Genomic DNA, 16,165 nt, shown 5'->3' on the forward strand with positions numbered 1-16,165 from the left:
AGATCTGATGCGCCTGCACCTTTGCGCCGTGGGCCGGTTGCGTACCGGGCCCGAACGCATGTTGGTGGACGATTATCTGCAGCGCTGCGACCGCACCGGGCGGCCCTTGGGGCTTGGCCCGGTGACCGAGCATGAGGTCGAAGACAAGCGTGGCGGTGGCATGGCTGGTGAGGCCGAACTGCTGGCCCGAACAGTGCCTGCAGGCGCAGTGCTGGTGGTGCTGGACGAACGTGGCAAGACCCTTTCCAGCCCGGAATTTTCGGCGCAACTCGCCCAGTGGCGCGATGGCGGGCGGCAGGATGCGGCGTTCATCATCGGCGGCGCGGATGGGATTGACCCGGCCTTGCGCGCGAAGGCCGACCTTGCGATCAGCTTTGGCCGGATGGTCTGGCCGCATATGCTGATCCGGGTGATGCTGGCCGAACAACTGTACCGGGCGGTAACGATTCTCTCCGGCTCGCCTTATCACCGGGTCTGAGCGCGGCTGTGCGTCAGCGTGTAGATGCCTGACGCCACGACCAGCGCCGCACCGACCCATGTGGCCGTATCCGGGCGTTCGCCAAAGATTGCCATCGCAAGGATCATCGCGAACACCAGCCGGGTATAGCGGAACGGGGTGACGACCGACACCTCGCCGGTGCGCATCGCCCCGGTCAGCGCGTGGTAGCCAAGGATGCCGAACACCGACGCCCCCGCAAGCAGGCCCAATGCGCGCAGATCCGGCAGATGCGCCCCGCCGCTCCACCCCAGCAGGATCGCGCCTGCCGTTCCCAGCATGGCGAAACCGAGCGTGCCAAGCTGGCGATTCGACAGCCCCTTTGGCGCGGCCCGTGTCGCAAGATCGCGGCCGGCAAAGCCGATCAGCCCCACCACGGCCAGCAAGGACAAGGGCGAGAAACCTGCCATCCCCGGCCGCAGGATGATCAGCACGCCGACAAAGCCGATCACCACCGCCAGCCAGCGCTGCCAGCCGACCTTTTCGCCAAAGATCACGGCGGCGGCGGCCACCACCAGCAACGGCGTGGCCTGCAAGATGGCGGATGTGGTCGACAGCGCGGTCAAGGCAATAGAAAGGCCGTAGAACAGCCGCCCCACCACCTCAAAGCAGGATCGGACCAGCATTGCGCGGTCCAGAAAGGCGCGCGGCAACACCGCCTCGCCCTGCGCCCGGGCCATCAGCGCGAAGGTGATCACCCCGACGATACCCATGGTCAGCAGGATCTGGCCCAGCGGCATCACCTTGGCGGCAGATTTGATGAACATGTCTTCCACCGCGAAACCGGCCATCGCGGCGGTCATCAACAGGCTGCCACGCAGGTTGTCGCGCGCGGCTGGGGTAGGGGCTGGGGTATCAGATGTCTGGGTCACGGGCATGCACTCCGCAAGATGCGGTGTAAATCGCATGGCCCGCACCGGAAGGCCAGAGCGCCTAGATCGCCATCCAGACCTGAAACACCACCCCCGCCAGAAACGCCCCCACCATCGACAGTGCCAGGTACAGCGCGAACACCCGTGGCCGGACCAGCGCCCAAACGGCCATCGCGGCAGGCAGCGAGGTGACACCACCCGCGATCAGAAACGCCATACCCGCGCCCGGCGCCATGCCGTGGTCGATCAGCCCACCAACCAGCGGCAAGGCGGCAAAGCCGTTCAGATAGGCAGGCACGCCGACCAGCGTTGCAATGACAATCGGCCCGATGCCCGCGCCGCCCAGAAATGAGGTGACGGTTTCAGCGGGGATGTAGGCCAGCATCAGGCTTTCCAGAACAAAGGCCAGCGTCATCCATTGGCCAAGAAAGCGCAGTCCCTTGGCCGTCTCGCGGCCGAATTTGGCGCGGCGGGTGGCGTCTTGCCAGAAGGCCCAGACAATGGGCTTGGTGCCGCGCACCGTGGCGGTCGGTGAACAGCCGCCGCCGATGCCATCGCGCAGAGCTTCGCCGATCCATGGGGTCAGTTGATGCACCACGGTACCACCCATCAGCCCCAGCCCGATGGCTGCCAGCGTCTTGGCCACCGCGAATTCCCAGCCGAGCACACCCAGGGTCAGCACGAACATCTCGGGGTCCATCAGCGGTGAGGCAAGCCAGAAGGCCATCACCGGCGCAAGCGGCGCGCCCATTGCCAGCAGGGCAGCAATGATCGGGATCACTCCGCAGGAACAAAACGGCGACAACGCGCCAAGCAGCGCCGCCATCACGATCATCCGCGCCGGTCGGCCGGTAAAGGCCCGCGCAATGATCGCATCCGCGCCCGAGGCAATGGCCGCCGATGCAATGGCAATAGACGCCAGCAGAAAGGGGGCAATGCCAAGCAAAGCCTCAATCGTGAACGCGAACGAAGCGCGCGCCTGCGTCGGCTCAACCAAAGCCAGCACGCCAAGGATCAGCGCCGTGGACAGCGCCACCCGCCACGGCTTTAGACTGGCCGCAGCGGGAAATGGGAACGACGCGTCTGTCATTTCGCTATCCTTAGGTTTGTAGTTTTATATGGCGCGAAAAATGCGGCCCGCTCAGGCGAGTTTCGCCTCCGTCATGGCGGGCAAGCCCGCACAGCATTCAGCAGTCAGAAAGGCAGTCAGGGCACCCATCGCGGCGAAATCAGCCCGATTCACCACCTCGCGCCCCACACGCTCTTGCGTCACAAGGCCCGCGTCGACCAGCGCGCCGAGGTGATGCGCCAGCGTCGAGGCAGGCACCCCAAGATGCGCGCCGATCTGACCAACGTTCAGCCCGCCCTCCCCCGCCCGCACCAGCAAGCGAAAGGTGGCCAGCCGTGCATCATGGCCAAGTGCGGCCAGCGCCCGCGCCTGAGGTGAAGTGGAATCAGGGATCAGAATTGTCATAGCGTCATTTATCACTACAATACTAGTTTTGTAAAGAGGTCACGCCACGACCCTCTTACGCTACTTTCCCTTCCGCCTGCGGCCCGCTAGACACCGCCGGATGCAGACAAATCGCACCACCACTTTGGCCACCCTGTTCGTTCTGATGACGGGCACGCTGTGGGGTCTGTACTGGCTGCCGGTGCGGCGGTTGGCAGACCTTGGCCTGCAAGGCGCGTGGGGCACGGTGGCGATTTGCCTGATGGCGATGCTGATCCTGGCCCCCTTTGCCTGGCGCGGGCGCGACCGGCTGCGCCGTGCCAGCGGGATCGGCCTCGCCTCGGTGGCGCTGGGCGGCTTTGCCTTTGCGCTTTATTCCATCGGGTTTCTGTATGGCCGGGTGGCGATCATCGTCATCCTGTTCTTCCTGACCCCGGTGTGGAGCACGCTGATCGGCCGGTTCGTAATGGGCTGGCCCACGTCAAGGATGCGCATCGCGGCGCTGGCGGTGGGGTTGGCGGGGTTGCTGCTGATCCTTGGGGCGGATGGCGAATGGCCGTGGCCGCGCGGGTTGGGCGAATGGCTGGCGTTGGCCTCGGGTATCCTGTGGTCGGTGGCCACCACCGGTATCCGCGCGAAATCCGACACCGGGCCGGGCGAGACGGCCTTTGTCTTTGCCGCAGGCTCCGCCCTCGGCGCGCTGATCCTGGCGCCGATGCTGGAACCTTTGCCAGCGGCGATCAGCCAGCCAGGTCTGACACTGGCCTGGGCTTTGGCCGCCGGTGGGCTGTGGTGGGGGCTGTCGATGGCGGGGCTGATGTGGGCCACCGCGCGGCTGGAACCGGCGCGTGTCGGCATCCTGTTGATGGCCGAAGTGCTGGTCAGCGCCACGTCCGCCGCCCTGATCGCGGGTGAACATCTGGGCGCGCTGGAGGTGGCGGGCGGCACTTTGGTGGTGCTGGCGGGGGTGCTGGAGATCTGGCCGCAGCGCAAGGCATCCGGCGGCACGGCCTGACGCCTTACCTGACCACGGTCAGCGCGGCCCCACTGCTGCGCTGATCTTCCGCTGTGGCAAACAGGCTTTCCAGAAAATAGGCCGAAAGCTCCGCCCGCCCAGACAGCCCGGATTTGCGGTAGACCGATTGCGCCTGCTGGCGGATCGTCGCCTCGGACGTATCGCGGGCCAGCGCGATTTCCTTCAGACTGGCACCTTTCAGCATCAGCCCCGCGATGTCGATTTCGGCGGCGGTCAGGTGCCAGGCGCGGAACTGATCCTCGATCGCCCGGCTCAGCGCGGCAATCTCGGCATGCCGGGCCACGCGCCACGCATCGCCTTGCGCGAAATTGCGCGCCAGGTTGTTGGCAAGCGCCGCCTGCCCTTCGCGCACATCGCGCAGGCCCTGCACCGTCCAGGCCACCGCCGCCATGCCCAGCACCAGCACCAGCTTTTCGATCACATCGGCGATGACCTCCGCCAGATCAAGCGGCGCGGGTTCGCGCGCCAGATCAAACGCGGTCAGGCCAAAAATCACCATGGCAATGGTGGCAATCAAAAGCGGAAGGCGGCGACTGTGCATAATCAGACCTGTGGCTGTTTGCGTAAGACTAGCACGAAAGCGGCGTCCCCGCGCCATCCGACAGATGCGATAGGCGGGGCCTCAGGCATCAGGCGGATTTTCGGCGGGCGGCGGCGCGTGTCAGCCTTTGGGTCTTCGCAACCAGTCCCGAAAGGACAGAAGATGACCAGACCCCTGACAGGAACCGCCCTTGCAACCACCCTGCTTTGCCTGCCACTCGTGGCCTTTGCCGCCGATCCGGTGCTGCCAACCTTTGACGCCGCTGCCTTTACGGCGGGCGTGGCCAACCCCTATGTGCCGCTCGATCCCGGCTACAGCACGACGATGCTGGGCACCGCCGAAGACGGAACCATTGAGAAGGATCAGGCCACTGTGAAAGGCCCCGGGCCAAAGATCATGGGCGTGGCCACCACAACGGTGCAGGACGACGCCTTTGCGGGCGACCGGCTGGTGGAGCGGACGTTTGACTACTTCGCCACCGATGCCGACGGCAATCTTTGGTACTTCGGCGAGGATGTGACGAACTACACATACGACGACGCTGGCAATGAAACCGGCACCAACACCAAGTCCAGCTGGCGCGCCGGGGTGGACGGTGCGGTGCCGGGAGTAGCGGTGCCCGCGCGCCCGGTTGTGGGCGATGTGCAGTTTCAGGAACATGCGCCCGCCAATGACGCCACCGACTATGCCGAGGTGATCGCCGTCGATGCCGTGGTGACCGTCGCCGGGCGCGAGTACCGCGATGTGCTAAAGCTGTTCGAGGCCAGCACCTCGGAACCCGACCTGCGCGAGTTCAAGTATTTCGCCAAGGGCGTCGGCCTCATTCTGGCGGAGGAGGAGCTGTCAGTGGCCCGCGATGCGCCGGAAATGGTGCTGGAACTGCAACCCTGACGCCGGTGCCAAAGACCCCCTCCCCGGCGGGGAGAGGGTCGCTGTGCCTCAGCCGATCAGCCCGGCATGGCGCATCGCGGCCTTGATGCGGGCTTTGGTGCCATCGGTCAGGCCCACCAGCGGCAGGCGGACCTCGTCGCTGCACAGGCCCAGCAACGACAGCCCGTACTTCGCGCCCACCAGACCCGGCTCGATGAAGATCGCCTCGTGCAGCGGCATCAGACGGTCCTGATACTCCAGCGCCTTTGCGTAATCGCCGGCCAGTGTCGCCGCCTGAAACTCCGCACATAGGCGCGGGGCGACGTTCGCGGTCACCGAGATGCAGCCCACCCCGCCATGCGCGTTGAAGCCCAGCGCGGTGGCATCCTCGCCTGACAGCTGGATGAAATCTGCACCGCAGGTGGCGCGTTGCATCGAGACACGCTCGATCTTGCCAGTGGCGTCCTTGACCCCGATGATCCGGGGCAGTTCGGCCAGCTTGCCCATGGTTTCGGGGGTCATATCCACGACCGACCGACCGGGAATGTTGTAGATGATGATCGGCAGCGTGCAGCAATCATGCAGCGCCGTGTAATGCGCGATCAGCCCGGCCTGCGTGGGTTTGTTGTAATAGGGCGTCACGACCAGTGCTGCATCGGCACCCACCTTTTCGGCGTGGCGGATCAGGCTGATGCCCTCGACGGTGTTGTTCGACCCTGCCCCTGCGATCACCGGCACCCGGCCTGCGGCGGCGGCGACCACTTCTTCGATCACGCGCTGATGTTCGGCATGGCTCAGCGTCGGGCTTTCGCCCGTCGTCCCCACCGGCACCAGCCCCGTCGATCCTTCGGCGATGTGCCAATCCACCAATTTCTTCAGCGTCACCAGATCAAGCTCGCCGTTCTTGAACGGCGTCACCAGGGCTGGAATGGACCCTTTGATCATGACGCATCTCCTCAGGTAGGGGGCACTTGCCCGGTGTAATCGCCAACCTCTTAGACCGCGGAAAGCTCAAAGCCAAGTATTGCCGCTCGCGCAGACGTGGGTTGTGGCGGGCGGGCGGGTCGGGCAAATTCGCTGGTATGACAGTGCCCTCTAAAATCATGTGGCTGTTGCGCGCGGTTCTGCTGATCGGCGGGCTGTTGCTGGCCAGCCATTCGCGCGCCGATGAAGCGCAGGCAATGCGCACCGCACTTGACCTCGCCGAGGCGAAGGATTGGGACGGGGCGCTTGCTGTCGCCCCCTCGGGCGTTGGCCGCGATGTGATCGACTGGCAGCGGCTGCGCGCCGGCGAAGGCCGTCTTGGGGATTACGAGGCGTTTCTGGCGCGCAGGCCCGATTGGCCGGGCCTGCCACTGCTAAAGGAAAAGGGCGAAGAGGCGGTGGCGCGGTCCACCGATCCCGCCCGCGTCATCGCTTACTTCGGCAATGATCTGCCTGAAACCGGCAAGGGGGCGGTTGCCCTTGTCGCCGCACTGCAAGCCACCGGTCAGGCCGCCAAGGCCGAAACCGAGGCGATGCGCGCCTGGGCCGACCTGCCCTTTGCGGCTGAGGACGAGGCGGCGATGCTTGCCCTGGCCCCCGACGCCGTGGGCTTTGTGCACACCATGCGCATGGATAACCTGCTGTGGTCCGGACGCCGCGCCGAGGCGGAACGAATGCTGCCCCGGATGCCCGAAGACTGGCAAGCGCTGGCACGGGCACGGATCGCGCTCCGCGCCGAAGGCAAGGGGGTGACGGGCCTTGTCGGCGCCGTACCGAAGGCGCTGGCCAGCGATCCCGGTCTTGCCTTCGAACGCTTTCAGTGGCGGATGAAGAAAGACCTCTATGACGACGCGCTGGCCCTGATCCTGGAACGCAGCGACAGCGCCGAAACCCTTGGCCGCCCCGAAGCCTGGGCCGAACGCCGCGCGGTGCTTGCGCGCTGGCTGATCCGGCAGAACCGCCCGGCTGAGGCGTACAAGGTCGCCTCGCGCCATCGGCTGACCGAAGGGTCGGCCTATGCTGACCTGGAATTTCTGTCGGGCTTCGTGGCCCTGCGCAAGTTGAACGATCCAGCCACCGCGTTAAAGCATTTCGCGCATCTGAAGGCTGGGGTTTCAACGCCGATCAGCCTTGCCCGGGCGCTCTACTGGCAGGCGCGCGCCGAAGAGGCCGCAGGTCAGGACGCCACCGCCACCTATCAGGCGGCGGCGCAACACCAGACGGCGTATTACGGGCTGCTGGCAGCCGAAAAGCTGGGGCTGGCGCTGGATGCGGACCTGTTGGCCGACACGCGCCCGCCAGATTGGCGGCAGGCGGATTTCGCGCGGTCTTCGGTGCTGGAGGCGGCGTTCCTGCTGCTAAAGGTCGGGGACCTGACGCTGGCAAAGCGCTTCATCCTGCATCTGGCCGAAGGCATGCCCGATGCCGAACTGGCGCAACTGGCCGATATGGCCCTGTCGATCGACGAGCCGCACATCGCGGTCTTGATCGGCAAGGCGGCGGCGGAACGCGGGCTGATCCTACCGCGCGCTTATTTCCCGGTGCCGGGGTTCGTGCCCGACGATCTGTCGGTCAGCCGCGCTCTGGCCCTGGCGATTGCACGCCGGGAAAGCGAATTTGATCCTGCAGCCCGCAGTTCCGCCGATGCGCGCGGCCTGATGCAGGTGCTGCCGGGCACCGCCAAACTGATGGCAAAGAAACTGGGCAAGGCGTTCGAAGCGGGCAAGCTGTTGACCGACCCCGCCTACAACGTGGCAATGGGGGCGGCTTATCTGGCCGAGATGGCCGAAGAATTCGGCCCCTCGGTAGCGCTGATCGCGTCTGGTTACAACGCCGGACCGGGCCGCCCGCGCCGCTGGATCACCGAGTTCGGCGATCCGCGCCGCGCCGATGTTGATATTGTTGACTGGGTCGAGACGATCCCTTTCACCGAAACCCGCACCTATGTGATGCGGGTGGCCGAAGGGGTGGTGATCTACCGGGCCAAACTGAAGGGTGCGGTCGGCCCGGTGCGCATCACCACCGAGCTTAAGGGTTAATCCTTTCGCCGCATTTCGATCTGCGCCACCCGCACCTGACGCAGCGCTTCGACCAGCAGGGCGGTCAGCAAGCCAAAGCTCAGGAACCCGTTCACCGAGGCCATCACCGCAAGGATCCGCCATTCCTGCGGTGGCAGCACATCGCCAAGCCCGAGTGTCGAGAACGCCACCAGCGAAAAATAAACCGCCTCTTCCAGCGTGGCAAAAGCCCCCAGCTCGAACAACGCAACGGCCCAGATCCACACACCGGTGGTGATCACCGCCAGCACCCAGATCCCGACCCCGATCAGCAACAACAGCAGCTTCGGGCGCTGCGGCGGTGCGATAAGCCAGCGATGCCCGCGCTGAAACAGCGCTTCCAGCAGAAAAGCTGCCAACGCCGCCAGCGTGATGTTGATCAGCAGCAGGCCCGTGCCAAGGATGATCTGTATCAGCATGACTTCCCTTTCGCCTTGGGCTGGACTTGGCCGCCCCGCCCTCTTATCTGAACAGGATCATGGTCGAAAAATCTGATCCCAATTCGAAACTCATCGCAGAAAACCGGCGCGCCCGCTTTGATTATCATATCGAAAGCGATCTGGAGGCCGGGATCATGCTTTTGGGGTCCGAAGTCAAAAGCCTGCGTCAGGGCGGCTCCAACATCGCCGAGAGCTACGCCTCGGTCGAGGGCGGCGAGTTGTGGCTGATCAACGGCTACATCGCACCCTACCTGCAAGCCAAAACCTGGGGGCACGACGAACGCCGTCGGCGCAAACTGCTTGTTTCGCGCAAGGAACTCAGCCGGTTGTGGAACGCGGTGGGTCGCGAAGGCATGACCATCGTGCCGATCAAGATGTATTTCAACGACAAGGGCATCGTGAAGCTGAAGCTGGGTGTCGCCAAGGGCAAAAAGCAGGCCGACAAGCGCGAAACCAGTGCCAAGCGCGACTGGGATCGCCAGAAAGCCCGCATCATGAAGCAGAACAATCAGGGCTGATCCACACGGGCGCGCAGCAAAGGCGGGTGCCGTGAAGCCATGGCATATGTGGCACCAGACCCCGACGAATCGGGGGCTGGGTAAGCATTTGTTGCTTAATTGTTAACCTTCTGGCAGATTTTCGCTTATCCGACGGCCCGTATCGGGCCTGATCGGATGCAAACAGCCGGCGTCAGAGCATGGGCGAACCGGCGAAAGAGGGAAAGGTTCCGTTATGGGTATTGAACTGATCATCCAGCTGATCGCTGGTCTGGTAGGCGGCAACGCGGCTGGTGCTGGGTTGAAGAATCTCAGCCTCGGCACGGCCGGAAACTCCATCGTGGGTGCCGTCGGCGGTGGTCTTGGCGGCGTGTTGATGGGTATGCTTGGCATGGATGGTGGCGCGGATGCGGCCGCAGCTGTGTCGAACCTTGATATCGGTGCGATCATCCAGTCGATTGCCGGTGGTGGCGTTGGCGGCGCGGTGCTGACGGTCATCGTTGGCGCGATCAAGAAAATGCTGGTCAAGTAACCGGCCCTTTGGTGCGGGGGCATCAGCGCCCGCACCTACCCTTTGCTGAAGGCTTGCCTCGCGCTGCCGGTCACCGATATACCCGGTCAACTTTGCGAGGTTGCCATGACCCCTTCCCCCGCTGATGACCCCAAAACGCTGGTGTCGACCGACTGGTTGGCGCGGCACCTGAAAGACCCCGATCTGCGGGTGCTGGATGCCAGCTGGTATCTGCCTGACGCGGGCCGCGATGCGAAGGCGGACTATGCCACGGCGCATATCCCCGGCGCGCGCTTTTTCGACATCGACGAGATTGCCGATCTGCGGTCGGCGCTGCCGCACATGGCCCCGCCGCCGGAAAAGTTCATCAGCCGGATGCGCGCGATGGGGGTGGGCGATGGCCATCAGGTGGTGGTCTATGACGGCGCGGGGTTGTTTTCTGCCGCCCGGGTCTGGTGGCTGTTCCGCCTGATGGGCAAGACCGACATCGCGGTTCTGGACGGCGGTTTCCCGAAATGGCGCGCCGAGGGGCGCGAGATCGAAGACATGCCGCCCGTGATCAAGGACCGCCACATCACTGTGTCCCGCCAGAACCAGCTGGTCAAGGACGTGACCCAAGTCGCCCACACCGCCAAGCTGGGCGAGGCCGAGATCATCGATGCCCGCTCCTCCCCCCGCTTTCGTGGCGAGGTGCCCGAACCCCGCCCGGGCCTGCGCGCCGGCCACATTCCGGGGGCAAAGAACGTGCCCTATGCCACGCTTCTCAACCCCGACGGCACGATGAAATCCCCGCCCGCGCTGAAAGCGGTGTTCGAGGCGGCGGGGGTAGATCTTGCCAAGCCCGCGATCACCTCTTGTGGGTCGGGGATCACAGCGGCGATCCTCAGCCTTGCGCTGGAACGGATCGGCCACCGCAACCATGCGCTCTATGACGGTTCCTGGGCCGAATGGGGCATGTATGACGACCTCAGGGTCGAACAGGGATAACACAATGCTCGAAACACTGAACCCCCAGCCGCAGGACAAGATCCTGCAACTCATCGCCATGTTCCGCGATGATCCAAGGACCGACAAGATCGACCTCGGCGTCGGTGTCTACAAGGATGCCACCGGCCTGACCCCGGTGATGCGCGCGGTCAAGGCGGCCGAGAAAAAGCTGTGGGAGGTGGAAAAGACCAAAACCTACACCGGGCTTGCGGGCGAGCCTGCGTTCAACGCTGCGATGGTCACAATGATCCTTGGGCATGGCTATGCCGACCGCGCCGCATCCGTCGCCACGCCCGGCGGCACCGGGGCGATCCGGCAGGCGCTGGAACTGATCCGCATGGCCGCACCGGGGGCCACGGTCTGGCTGTCGAACCCGACCTGGCCGAACCACCCCTCGATCATCAAATACCTGAAGATGCCGCTGGCCGAATACCGCTATTTCGACGCCGCAGCGGGCGGGATCGATTTTGCTGGCCTGATGGCCGACCTTGCCAATGTCAAAGCAGGCGACGCCGTCATGCTGCACGGCTGTTGCCACAACCCCACGGGTGCCAACCTTGACGCGGGCCAATGGGATCAGGTCGCCACGCTTCTGGCCGACAAGGGCGCCATCCCGTTCATCGACCTCGCCTATCAGGGCTTCGGCGACGGGCTGGACGAGGATGCAGCCGCCACCCGGACGATCGCCGCCCGCTTCCCCGAGGTGCTGATCGCCGCCTCCTGCTCCAAGAACTTCGGCATCTACCGCGAACGTACCGGCGTCTTGATCGCCCTCACCTCACCTGACCGGAAAGCCACCGTGCAAGGCAACCTCGCCTTCCTCAACCGGCAGAACTATTCCTTCCCGCCCGATCACGGCGCGCGGCTGGTGACGATGATCCTTGAGGACGCCGCCCTGACCGCCGACTGGAAGGCGGAACTGGAGGAGGTGCGCCAGAACATGCTGACCCTGCGCCAGTCCCTCGCCGACGAGCTGCGCCGCGCCACCAACTCTGACCGGTTCGATTTCGTGGCACACCATCGCGGCATGTTCAGCCGCCTTGGCCTGACCGAGGCGCAGGTCGAAACGCTGCGCCGCGACCACGGCATCTACATGGTCAGCGACAGCCGCATCAACATCGCCGGGCTGAACGCCAGGACCGTCCCGGTACTGGCCGCCGCCATCGCGCAGGTCCTGTAGCCCGGCATGCTGGCTGCGGCTGCATGTTACGCAGTCTCAGCGGTTTAAATCGACGCGGTCACCGGGCGCGACGGCCCCTTGCAAGTGTCATGCTGGCAGATAGGGCTGGCATTCCTGATGACCGGGGCGGTGTCGCTGACCCTTGGCGGCTGGCGGACGGTTGGCCTTCGCATGGCGATTGCGGTGCTGCCCGATCATCAGGCCCGATGGCCTGGGTCGGAGCCGCACTTGCGATTGCGGGAACAGCTTTGATCAGTCTGGCCGCCTGACCGCTTGGCAGCACCGAGGCGACGTGGTTGAGTGGCGAAAACCTCGGGGGGGAGGATGCGATGCCACGCGAAGCGCGCAGGATTTCGGCGGATGATGCGGCGGCATTGGTCCAGCCCGGCATGTGGCTCGACTACGGGGCGGTCCTTGGCCAGCCTGATGCGTTTGACGAGGCTCTGGCCCGGCGGATCGGACCGCTGACCAATGTCCGCATCCGCGCCTGTCTGACCACGCGGCCGCGCGCGGTGCTTGAGGCTGATCCGAACGGGGATCACGTCCACTGGTTCAACACCCACTTTGGTGGCTACGACCGCCGCATGCACGATGCGGGGCTTGCGCATTATCTTCCGGTCAATCTGGGCGAGATTCCCGATTACTACCGCCGCTTCATCGACCCGCCGGATATCGTCGTGTTCAAGACCACCCCGATGGATGCCAACGGCATGTTCAACTTCGGGCCCAACACGCTCTGGCTGCGGGCGCTGGTCGAACGCGGCAAAGTGGTCATCGTCGAAGAGACGCCGACCCTGCCTTACGTGATGGGCGACGGGACGGGCGTGCATGTGTCCGAGGTCGATTTCATCATTCCGGGCTTCGACCGCCCGATGATGGAACTGCCGAAGGCTGCGGCGACCGAGGTCGACAAAGCCGTCGCCCGCCTGATCGCCGCCGAGATCGAGGATGGCGCCTGCCTGCAGATCGGGATTGGGGGAATGCCGAACGCGGTCTGTTCATTGCTGGCCGAAAGCCCGGTGACCGACCTTGGCATCCACACCGAGATGATGACCGACGGGATCGTCGATCTTTACCGAACCGGGCGGGTGACCGGGGCGAAAAAGCAGTTGAACCCCGGCAAGCTGGTTTGCACCTTCGCCCTTGGGGCGCAGTACCTGTACGACTTCATCGACCGCAATCCGGAGGTGGAGTTCCACCCGGTCGATTACACCAACCTGCCGCATATCGTCATGCAGAATGACCGCGTGATCGCCATCAACAACACCACCCAGATCGACCTGCAGGGGCAGGCGGCGTCGGAGTCTGACGGGTTCCGCCACATCTCGGGGACCGGGGGGCAGTTGCAGTTCATGCGGGCGGCCTATGCCAGTCGGGGCGGCAAAAGCTTCATGTGCCTCGCGTCCACCTACGACAAGAGGGGCGAACGGCGAAGCCGGATCGTCACGGCCCTGACCCGCGGCAACGTGGTGACAACGCCCCGGACGGACATCATGTATGTGGTCACGGAATACGGCATGGTAAACCTGAAAGGCCGGTCAATTGCGGAACGGGCGCGCCTGCTGATTTCCATCGCCCACCCCGATTTCCGCGAAGGGCTGGAGCGCGACGCCTATGAGCACCGCCTGATCCCGCGAGGGTTCTTCTGACGCAAGCCTGCGGGTGCTTTGCGTGGACCGGTCTTGGAAGCTTTTCGGATCAAACAGGCGACTTGATGCGTTCAGCTTTCTGGCGGCTCGGTGGCAGCGCGGTCGCTACCGGCTGGCCCGCCAGGCGGCAAGCAATCCGGCGGCGGCGATCAGGGCCATGCCGGTGAAGCCAAGGGCATCCGGTATCTGCTGAAAGACCAGCCAGCCCAGCAAGGTGGCGAAGGCAATGTGCATGTAGTTGACCGGCGCGAGGGTGGAGGCAGGGGCCTCGCGGTAGGCCGAGGTGAACAGAAGATGCCCGGCCGTCGCCAATGCCCCAAGGGCCAGCATCAGCCCGGCGTCAACCGCTGTGGGCATCGTCTCGGTTTGCAGCGTCAGGGTCAGGACGGTAAAGACCACCGCTCCGACAAGCGAGGCGTGGAACATCATCGCCATCGTGCTTTCGGTCTTTGACAGGATACGGGTCAGCAGATGATAGCCGGTGGCAAGGCAGGCGTTGATCAGCGACAGTGCCACGCCAAGCGGGGCTAGGCCGCTGCCCGGACGGGCAATGAGAAGAACCCCCGCAAAGCCAAGCGCCGCGCTGATCCAGCCAAGCGGGCCGACCTTTTCACCCAGCACGGTGCCAGCGGCCAGCATCACCAGCACCGGGGCGATGTAGATGATGGCCACCGTTTCAGCCACCGGCATCAGCCGCAGCGCGATCAGCATGGAAATCGAGGCCAAGGCCAGGCAGGCCCCACGCAGGATCACCAGACCGGTGCGGTTCGTGCGCCAAAGCGCGGCACCGTGGCGCGGCCAGATGACAAGCGTCACCAGCGCAAGATTCACGGCATAGCGGGCCGCAAGGACCATGGTCAGGGCGTAAAGCATCGCCAGATGCTTGCCCAGCGTGTCGGCCGCAGCAAAAAGGAAGGTCGCCACCACCACTAGCGCCACGCCCTTCAGGGGATGCTCCGCCCGGATGGCCTCGCTGTCAGCACCAGCCATTCTCAACTCCCGCAGGTTAGGTCCACACCATAGCGATCCCCGCCCCCGGTGAAAGCTGCAAGGCCTGATCCCGTCGGTTTTCCTAACCCTGCCCTGCGTTGACACCCTGACGCCGGGTTGTAGCCTGCCCGACCGCCCACAGATCGTAGGAGCGTCCGGAATGAAGCAATCCACCCTTGCTGCCACCGCTGATGCCCGTTCCCCCGCCGGGGCCGACATCCGGTTCATCATGGATGGCCCGCTGGCCAATATGATCCATTCCACCGTGCCGCCCGGTCAGGTGAACCGCGCCACAGTGCACGCGACGGTCAGCGAGTTCTGGCATATCCTGTCGGGCGAGGGCGACATCTGGCGCCGCGATGCCACGACCGAGCGGATCACCCCGCTGCAAGCCGGCACCTCGATCGACATCCCCGTCGGCACCGCGTTTCAATACCGCTGCACCGGGGCCGAGCCGCTGCGCTTCATCTGCATCTCGATGCCGCCCTGGCCCGGCGATCACGAGGCCACGCACCTGCAAGGCGCATGGACGCCGTCGGTCTGACCGCAGGCCGCGCGGTTATTGCGCAGGCCCCGCAGCCCGATGCACGAACCAGGCCTTGGACAGGATTCGCCACGCGCCCTCGGTCTTGGTCAGGGTCAGATAGTCGGTGTAATCATCGCCAAAGCAGGTGTCGGTGACCTTTACCACCGCGACATCGCCGGTCACGTCGATCATCTCGATCTGCGACACGAAAGGCGTGCCGCGCGGCAAGGTGGTCAAGGCCAGCCATTCGGCAATGAACGCATCGCGCGACGACAGGTAGAACCGCCCCTCGAAATGCCCGGCAGCGACAGCGCCTGGATGAAACGCCCGGCGCAGCTGGTCGGCATCGCCGTAGATCATGCCTTCAAGGTAGTCGGTCATTACCGACCGCAGGGCGCTGGATTCAGCTCCGGTGTACATCCGCTTCGTCCTTCTTTTGCGCTCCGATCTTCGCAGGTTCGCCTTGCAGCACAAGTCCTCGCACACCGCGATGCAGCCCATGTCTGCGCAGGGTTTGGGTCTGCGCGGGGTTTGGGCCTGCGCAGGGTTTGGGTCTACGCAGGGTTTGGCAACGGATTTGCAAGCTGGTTGCACGACGTACCGCCACAATAGAAAAGCGGCCCGTGGGAGGAGGACCCACGGGCCGTTCAGGTTTCGCGGCGAAGGGAGGACAAGCGCCGCGCAGAGGACCGGGGGCCGATGTGCCAGCCCCCGGCTAATCTCACATGTTGTAGGCGCTTTCGCCGTGCGAGGTCTGGTCCAGACCCTGACGCTCATCGTCGGGGGTGGGCCGCAGACCGAAGATCACCTTGATCGCGTAGAACAGGAACAGCGACACCACGCCCGACCAAACCAGCGTCAGACTGACAGCCTTGATCTGGGTGAAGACCTGCGTGCCCATATCGTAGGCGCCAGCCACAGCCGGGAACACGGTATAGTCGACCCAGCCCTGACCACCCAAGCTGGGGTCCGCCACGATGCCAGTGCCGATGGCCCCAACGATCCCGCCGATGCAGTGCACCCCGAAGACATCGAGGCTGTCATCGTACTTGAACATCTTCTTCACCGTCGACACG

The 16,165-nt window shown here is 64.7% G+C and carries 19 protein-coding genes and 1 pseudogene; 11 read left to right on the plus strand and 9 right to left on the minus strand.

The window, feature by feature from the left end; all coding sequences use genetic code 11:
* Nucleotides 1-7: 7 nt before the first annotated feature.
* Entirely contained in the window at nt 8-478 is a 471-nt protein-coding gene (gene rlmH, locus RMO18_RS15085; RefSeq protein ID WP_309667015.1) for a 23S rRNA (pseudouridine(1915)-N(3))-methyltransferase RlmH, read from the plus strand.
* Here the strand turns inward: rlmH and RMO18_RS15090 are convergent.
* The 3 genes from RMO18_RS15090 to RMO18_RS15100 form a co-directional block, all read right to left on the minus strand.
* The gene (locus RMO18_RS15090) at nt 466-1,368 is read right to left on the minus strand and encodes a DMT family transporter (protein WP_309666988.1); all 903 of its coding nucleotides are present in this window, start codon (nt 1,366-1,368) and stop codon (nt 466-468) included. The two genes, rlmH and RMO18_RS15090, sit on opposite strands and share 13 nt — an antisense overlap.
* A 61-nt stretch (nt 1,369-1,429) precedes the next feature.
* The gene (locus RMO18_RS15095) at nt 1,430-2,458 is read right to left on the minus strand and encodes a permease (protein ID WP_309666990.1); all 1,029 of its coding nucleotides are present in this window, start codon (nt 2,456-2,458) and stop codon (nt 1,430-1,432) included.
* Between the two features lie 51 nt (nt 2,459-2,509).
* Nucleotides 2,510-2,842 (minus strand): metalloregulator ArsR/SmtB family transcription factor, encoded by a 333-nt coding sequence (locus tag RMO18_RS15100; protein WP_309666991.1) that lies wholly within the window; start codon nt 2,840-2,842, stop codon nt 2,510-2,512.
* A 100-nt stretch (nt 2,843-2,942) separates the two neighbouring features.
* On the opposite strand from RMO18_RS15100, the gene RMO18_RS15105 reads away from it, so the two are divergent.
* The gene (locus RMO18_RS15105; RefSeq protein ID WP_309666992.1) at nt 2,943-3,836 is read left to right on the plus strand and encodes a DMT family transporter; all 894 of its coding nucleotides are present in this window, start codon (nt 2,943-2,945) and stop codon (nt 3,834-3,836) included.
* 4 nt (nt 3,837-3,840) lie between these two features.
* Here RMO18_RS15105 and RMO18_RS15110 read toward each other — a convergent pair whose 3' ends face one another.
* Nucleotides 3,841-4,356 (minus strand): hypothetical protein, encoded by a 516-nt coding sequence (locus tag RMO18_RS15110; protein WP_309666994.1) that lies wholly within the window; start codon nt 4,354-4,356, stop codon nt 3,841-3,843.
* A gap of 204 nt (nt 4,357-4,560) precedes the next feature.
* On the opposite strand from RMO18_RS15110, the gene RMO18_RS15115 reads away from it, so the two are divergent.
* A complete protein-coding gene (locus RMO18_RS15115) occupies nt 4,561-5,289 on the plus strand; it encodes a hypothetical protein (RefSeq protein WP_309666995.1) in 729 nt (242 codons plus the stop codon).
* A gap of 48 nt (nt 5,290-5,337) precedes the next feature.
* On the opposite strand, the gene dapA is transcribed toward RMO18_RS15115, so the two are convergent.
* A complete protein-coding gene (dapA, locus tag RMO18_RS15120; RefSeq protein ID WP_309666997.1) occupies nt 5,338-6,213 on the minus strand; it encodes a 4-hydroxy-tetrahydrodipicolinate synthase in 876 nt (291 codons plus the stop codon).
* A gap of 158 nt (nt 6,214-6,371) precedes the next feature.
* Between dapA and RMO18_RS15125 the strand changes: the two genes are divergently transcribed.
* Entirely contained in the window at nt 6,372-8,291 is a 1,920-nt protein-coding gene (locus RMO18_RS15125; protein ID WP_309666999.1) for a lytic transglycosylase domain-containing protein, read from the plus strand.
* On the opposite strand, the gene RMO18_RS15130 is transcribed toward RMO18_RS15125, so the two are convergent.
* Nucleotides 8,288-8,728 (minus strand): ion channel, encoded by a 441-nt coding sequence (locus tag RMO18_RS15130; protein WP_309667001.1) that lies wholly within the window; start codon nt 8,726-8,728, stop codon nt 8,288-8,290. The genes RMO18_RS15125 and RMO18_RS15130 overlap by 4 nt on opposite strands.
* Nucleotides 8,729-8,787: 59 nt before the next feature.
* Between RMO18_RS15130 and smpB the strand changes: the two genes are divergently transcribed.
* The 6 genes from smpB to RMO18_RS15160 all read left to right on the plus strand — a co-directional run bounded on the left by smpB (nt 8,788) and on the right by RMO18_RS15160 (nt 13,573).
* Nucleotides 8,788-9,267, plus strand: a complete 480-nt coding sequence (smpB, locus tag RMO18_RS15135) for an SsrA-binding protein SmpB (RefSeq protein ID WP_309667002.1) — start codon at nt 8,788-8,790, stop codon at nt 9,265-9,267.
* Between the two features lie 214 nt (nt 9,268-9,481).
* Complete coding sequence (locus RMO18_RS15140; RefSeq protein ID WP_309667004.1) at nt 9,482-9,778, plus strand: hypothetical protein; 297 nt, start codon at nt 9,482-9,484, stop codon at nt 9,776-9,778.
* A gap of 105 nt (nt 9,779-9,883) precedes the next feature.
* Nucleotides 9,884-10,744 (plus strand): 3-mercaptopyruvate sulfurtransferase, encoded by an 861-nt coding sequence (sseA, locus tag RMO18_RS15145; protein WP_309667006.1) that lies wholly within the window; start codon nt 9,884-9,886, stop codon nt 10,742-10,744.
* A gap of 4 nt (nt 10,745-10,748) precedes the next feature.
* Nucleotides 10,749-11,924, plus strand: coding sequence for an amino acid aminotransferase (locus tag RMO18_RS15150; RefSeq protein WP_309667007.1), 1,176 nt, complete (start codon nt 10,749-10,751; stop codon nt 11,922-11,924).
* 89 nt (nt 11,925-12,013) lie between these two features.
* Nucleotides 12,014-12,193, plus strand: coding sequence for a hypothetical protein (locus tag RMO18_RS15155; protein ID WP_309667008.1), 180 nt, complete (start codon nt 12,014-12,016; stop codon nt 12,191-12,193).
* Nucleotides 12,194-12,253: 60 nt separating this feature from the next.
* Nucleotides 12,254-13,573, plus strand: coding sequence for an acetyl-CoA hydrolase/transferase C-terminal domain-containing protein (locus tag RMO18_RS15160; RefSeq protein ID WP_309667009.1), 1,320 nt, complete (start codon nt 12,254-12,256; stop codon nt 13,571-13,573).
* 105 nt (nt 13,574-13,678) lie between these two features.
* Here RMO18_RS15160 and RMO18_RS15165 read toward each other — a convergent pair whose 3' ends face one another.
* A complete protein-coding gene (locus RMO18_RS15165) occupies nt 13,679-14,563 on the minus strand; it encodes a DMT family transporter (protein WP_309667010.1) in 885 nt (294 codons plus the stop codon).
* A gap of 160 nt (nt 14,564-14,723) precedes the next feature.
* On the opposite strand from RMO18_RS15165, the gene RMO18_RS15170 reads away from it, so the two are divergent.
* A complete protein-coding gene (locus tag RMO18_RS15170) occupies nt 14,724-15,107 on the plus strand; it encodes a cupin domain-containing protein (RefSeq protein WP_309667011.1) in 384 nt (127 codons plus the stop codon).
* 15 nt (nt 15,108-15,122) lie between these two features.
* Here the strand turns inward: RMO18_RS15170 and RMO18_RS15175 are convergent, their stop codons facing one another.
* Together RMO18_RS15175 and RMO18_RS15180 are read right to left on the minus strand one after the other, a co-directional pair.
* Complete coding sequence (locus tag RMO18_RS15175) at nt 15,123-15,509, minus strand: nuclear transport factor 2 family protein (RefSeq protein WP_309667013.1); 387 nt, start codon at nt 15,507-15,509, stop codon at nt 15,123-15,125.
* A gap of 301 nt (nt 15,510-15,810) precedes the next feature.
* Nucleotides 15,811-16,165, minus strand: a pseudogene (locus tag RMO18_RS15180) (ammonia channel protein); the annotation flags it as partial.

It is taken from the genome of Tabrizicola sp., assembly GCF_031377265.1.
Lineage (GTDB): Bacteria > Pseudomonadota > Alphaproteobacteria > Rhodobacterales > Rhodobacteraceae > JAUYQR01.

Coding starts and splice junctions, on each gene's coding strand:
- rlmH (WP_309667015.1), top strand. CDS start 8: ATGCGCCTGCACCTTTGCGCCGTGGGCCGGTTGCGTACCGGGCCCGAA.
- RMO18_RS15095 (WP_309666990.1), bottom strand. CDS start 2,458: ATGACAGACGCGTCGTTCCCATTTCCCGCTGCGGCCAGTCTAAAGCCG.
- RMO18_RS15100 (WP_309666991.1), bottom strand. CDS start 2,842: ATGACAATTCTGATCCCTGATTCCACTTCACCTCAGGCGCGGGCGCTG.
- RMO18_RS15105 (WP_309666992.1), top strand. CDS start 2,943: ATGCAGACAAATCGCACCACCACTTTGGCCACCCTGTTCGTTCTGATG.
- RMO18_RS15110 (WP_309666994.1), bottom strand. CDS start 4,356: ATGGTGATTTTTGGCCTGACCGCGTTTGATCTGGCGCGCGAACCCGCG.
- RMO18_RS15115 (WP_309666995.1), top strand. CDS start 4,561: ATGACCAGACCCCTGACAGGAACCGCCCTTGCAACCACCCTGCTTTGC.
- dapA (WP_309666997.1), bottom strand. CDS start 6,213: ATGATCAAAGGGTCCATTCCAGCCCTGGTGACGCCGTTCAAGAACGGC.
- RMO18_RS15125 (WP_309666999.1), top strand. CDS start 6,372: ATGTGGCTGTTGCGCGCGGTTCTGCTGATCGGCGGGCTGTTGCTGGCC.
- RMO18_RS15130 (WP_309667001.1), bottom strand. CDS start 8,728: ATGCTGATACAGATCATCCTTGGCACGGGCCTGCTGCTGATCAACATC.
- smpB (WP_309667002.1), top strand. CDS start 8,788: ATGGTCGAAAAATCTGATCCCAATTCGAAACTCATCGCAGAAAACCGG.
- RMO18_RS15140 (WP_309667004.1), top strand. CDS start 9,482: ATGGGTATTGAACTGATCATCCAGCTGATCGCTGGTCTGGTAGGCGGC.
- sseA (WP_309667006.1), top strand. CDS start 9,884: ATGACCCCTTCCCCCGCTGATGACCCCAAAACGCTGGTGTCGACCGAC.
- RMO18_RS15150 (WP_309667007.1), top strand. CDS start 10,749: ATGCTCGAAACACTGAACCCCCAGCCGCAGGACAAGATCCTGCAACTC.
- RMO18_RS15155 (WP_309667008.1), top strand. CDS start 12,014: ATGCTGGCAGATAGGGCTGGCATTCCTGATGACCGGGGCGGTGTCGCT.
- RMO18_RS15160 (WP_309667009.1), top strand. CDS start 12,254: ATGCCACGCGAAGCGCGCAGGATTTCGGCGGATGATGCGGCGGCATTG.
- RMO18_RS15165 (WP_309667010.1), bottom strand. CDS start 14,563: ATGGCTGGTGCTGACAGCGAGGCCATCCGGGCGGAGCATCCCCTGAAG.
- RMO18_RS15170 (WP_309667011.1), top strand. CDS start 14,724: ATGAAGCAATCCACCCTTGCTGCCACCGCTGATGCCCGTTCCCCCGCC.
- RMO18_RS15175 (WP_309667013.1), bottom strand. CDS start 15,509: ATGTACACCGGAGCTGAATCCAGCGCCCTGCGGTCGGTAATGACCGAC.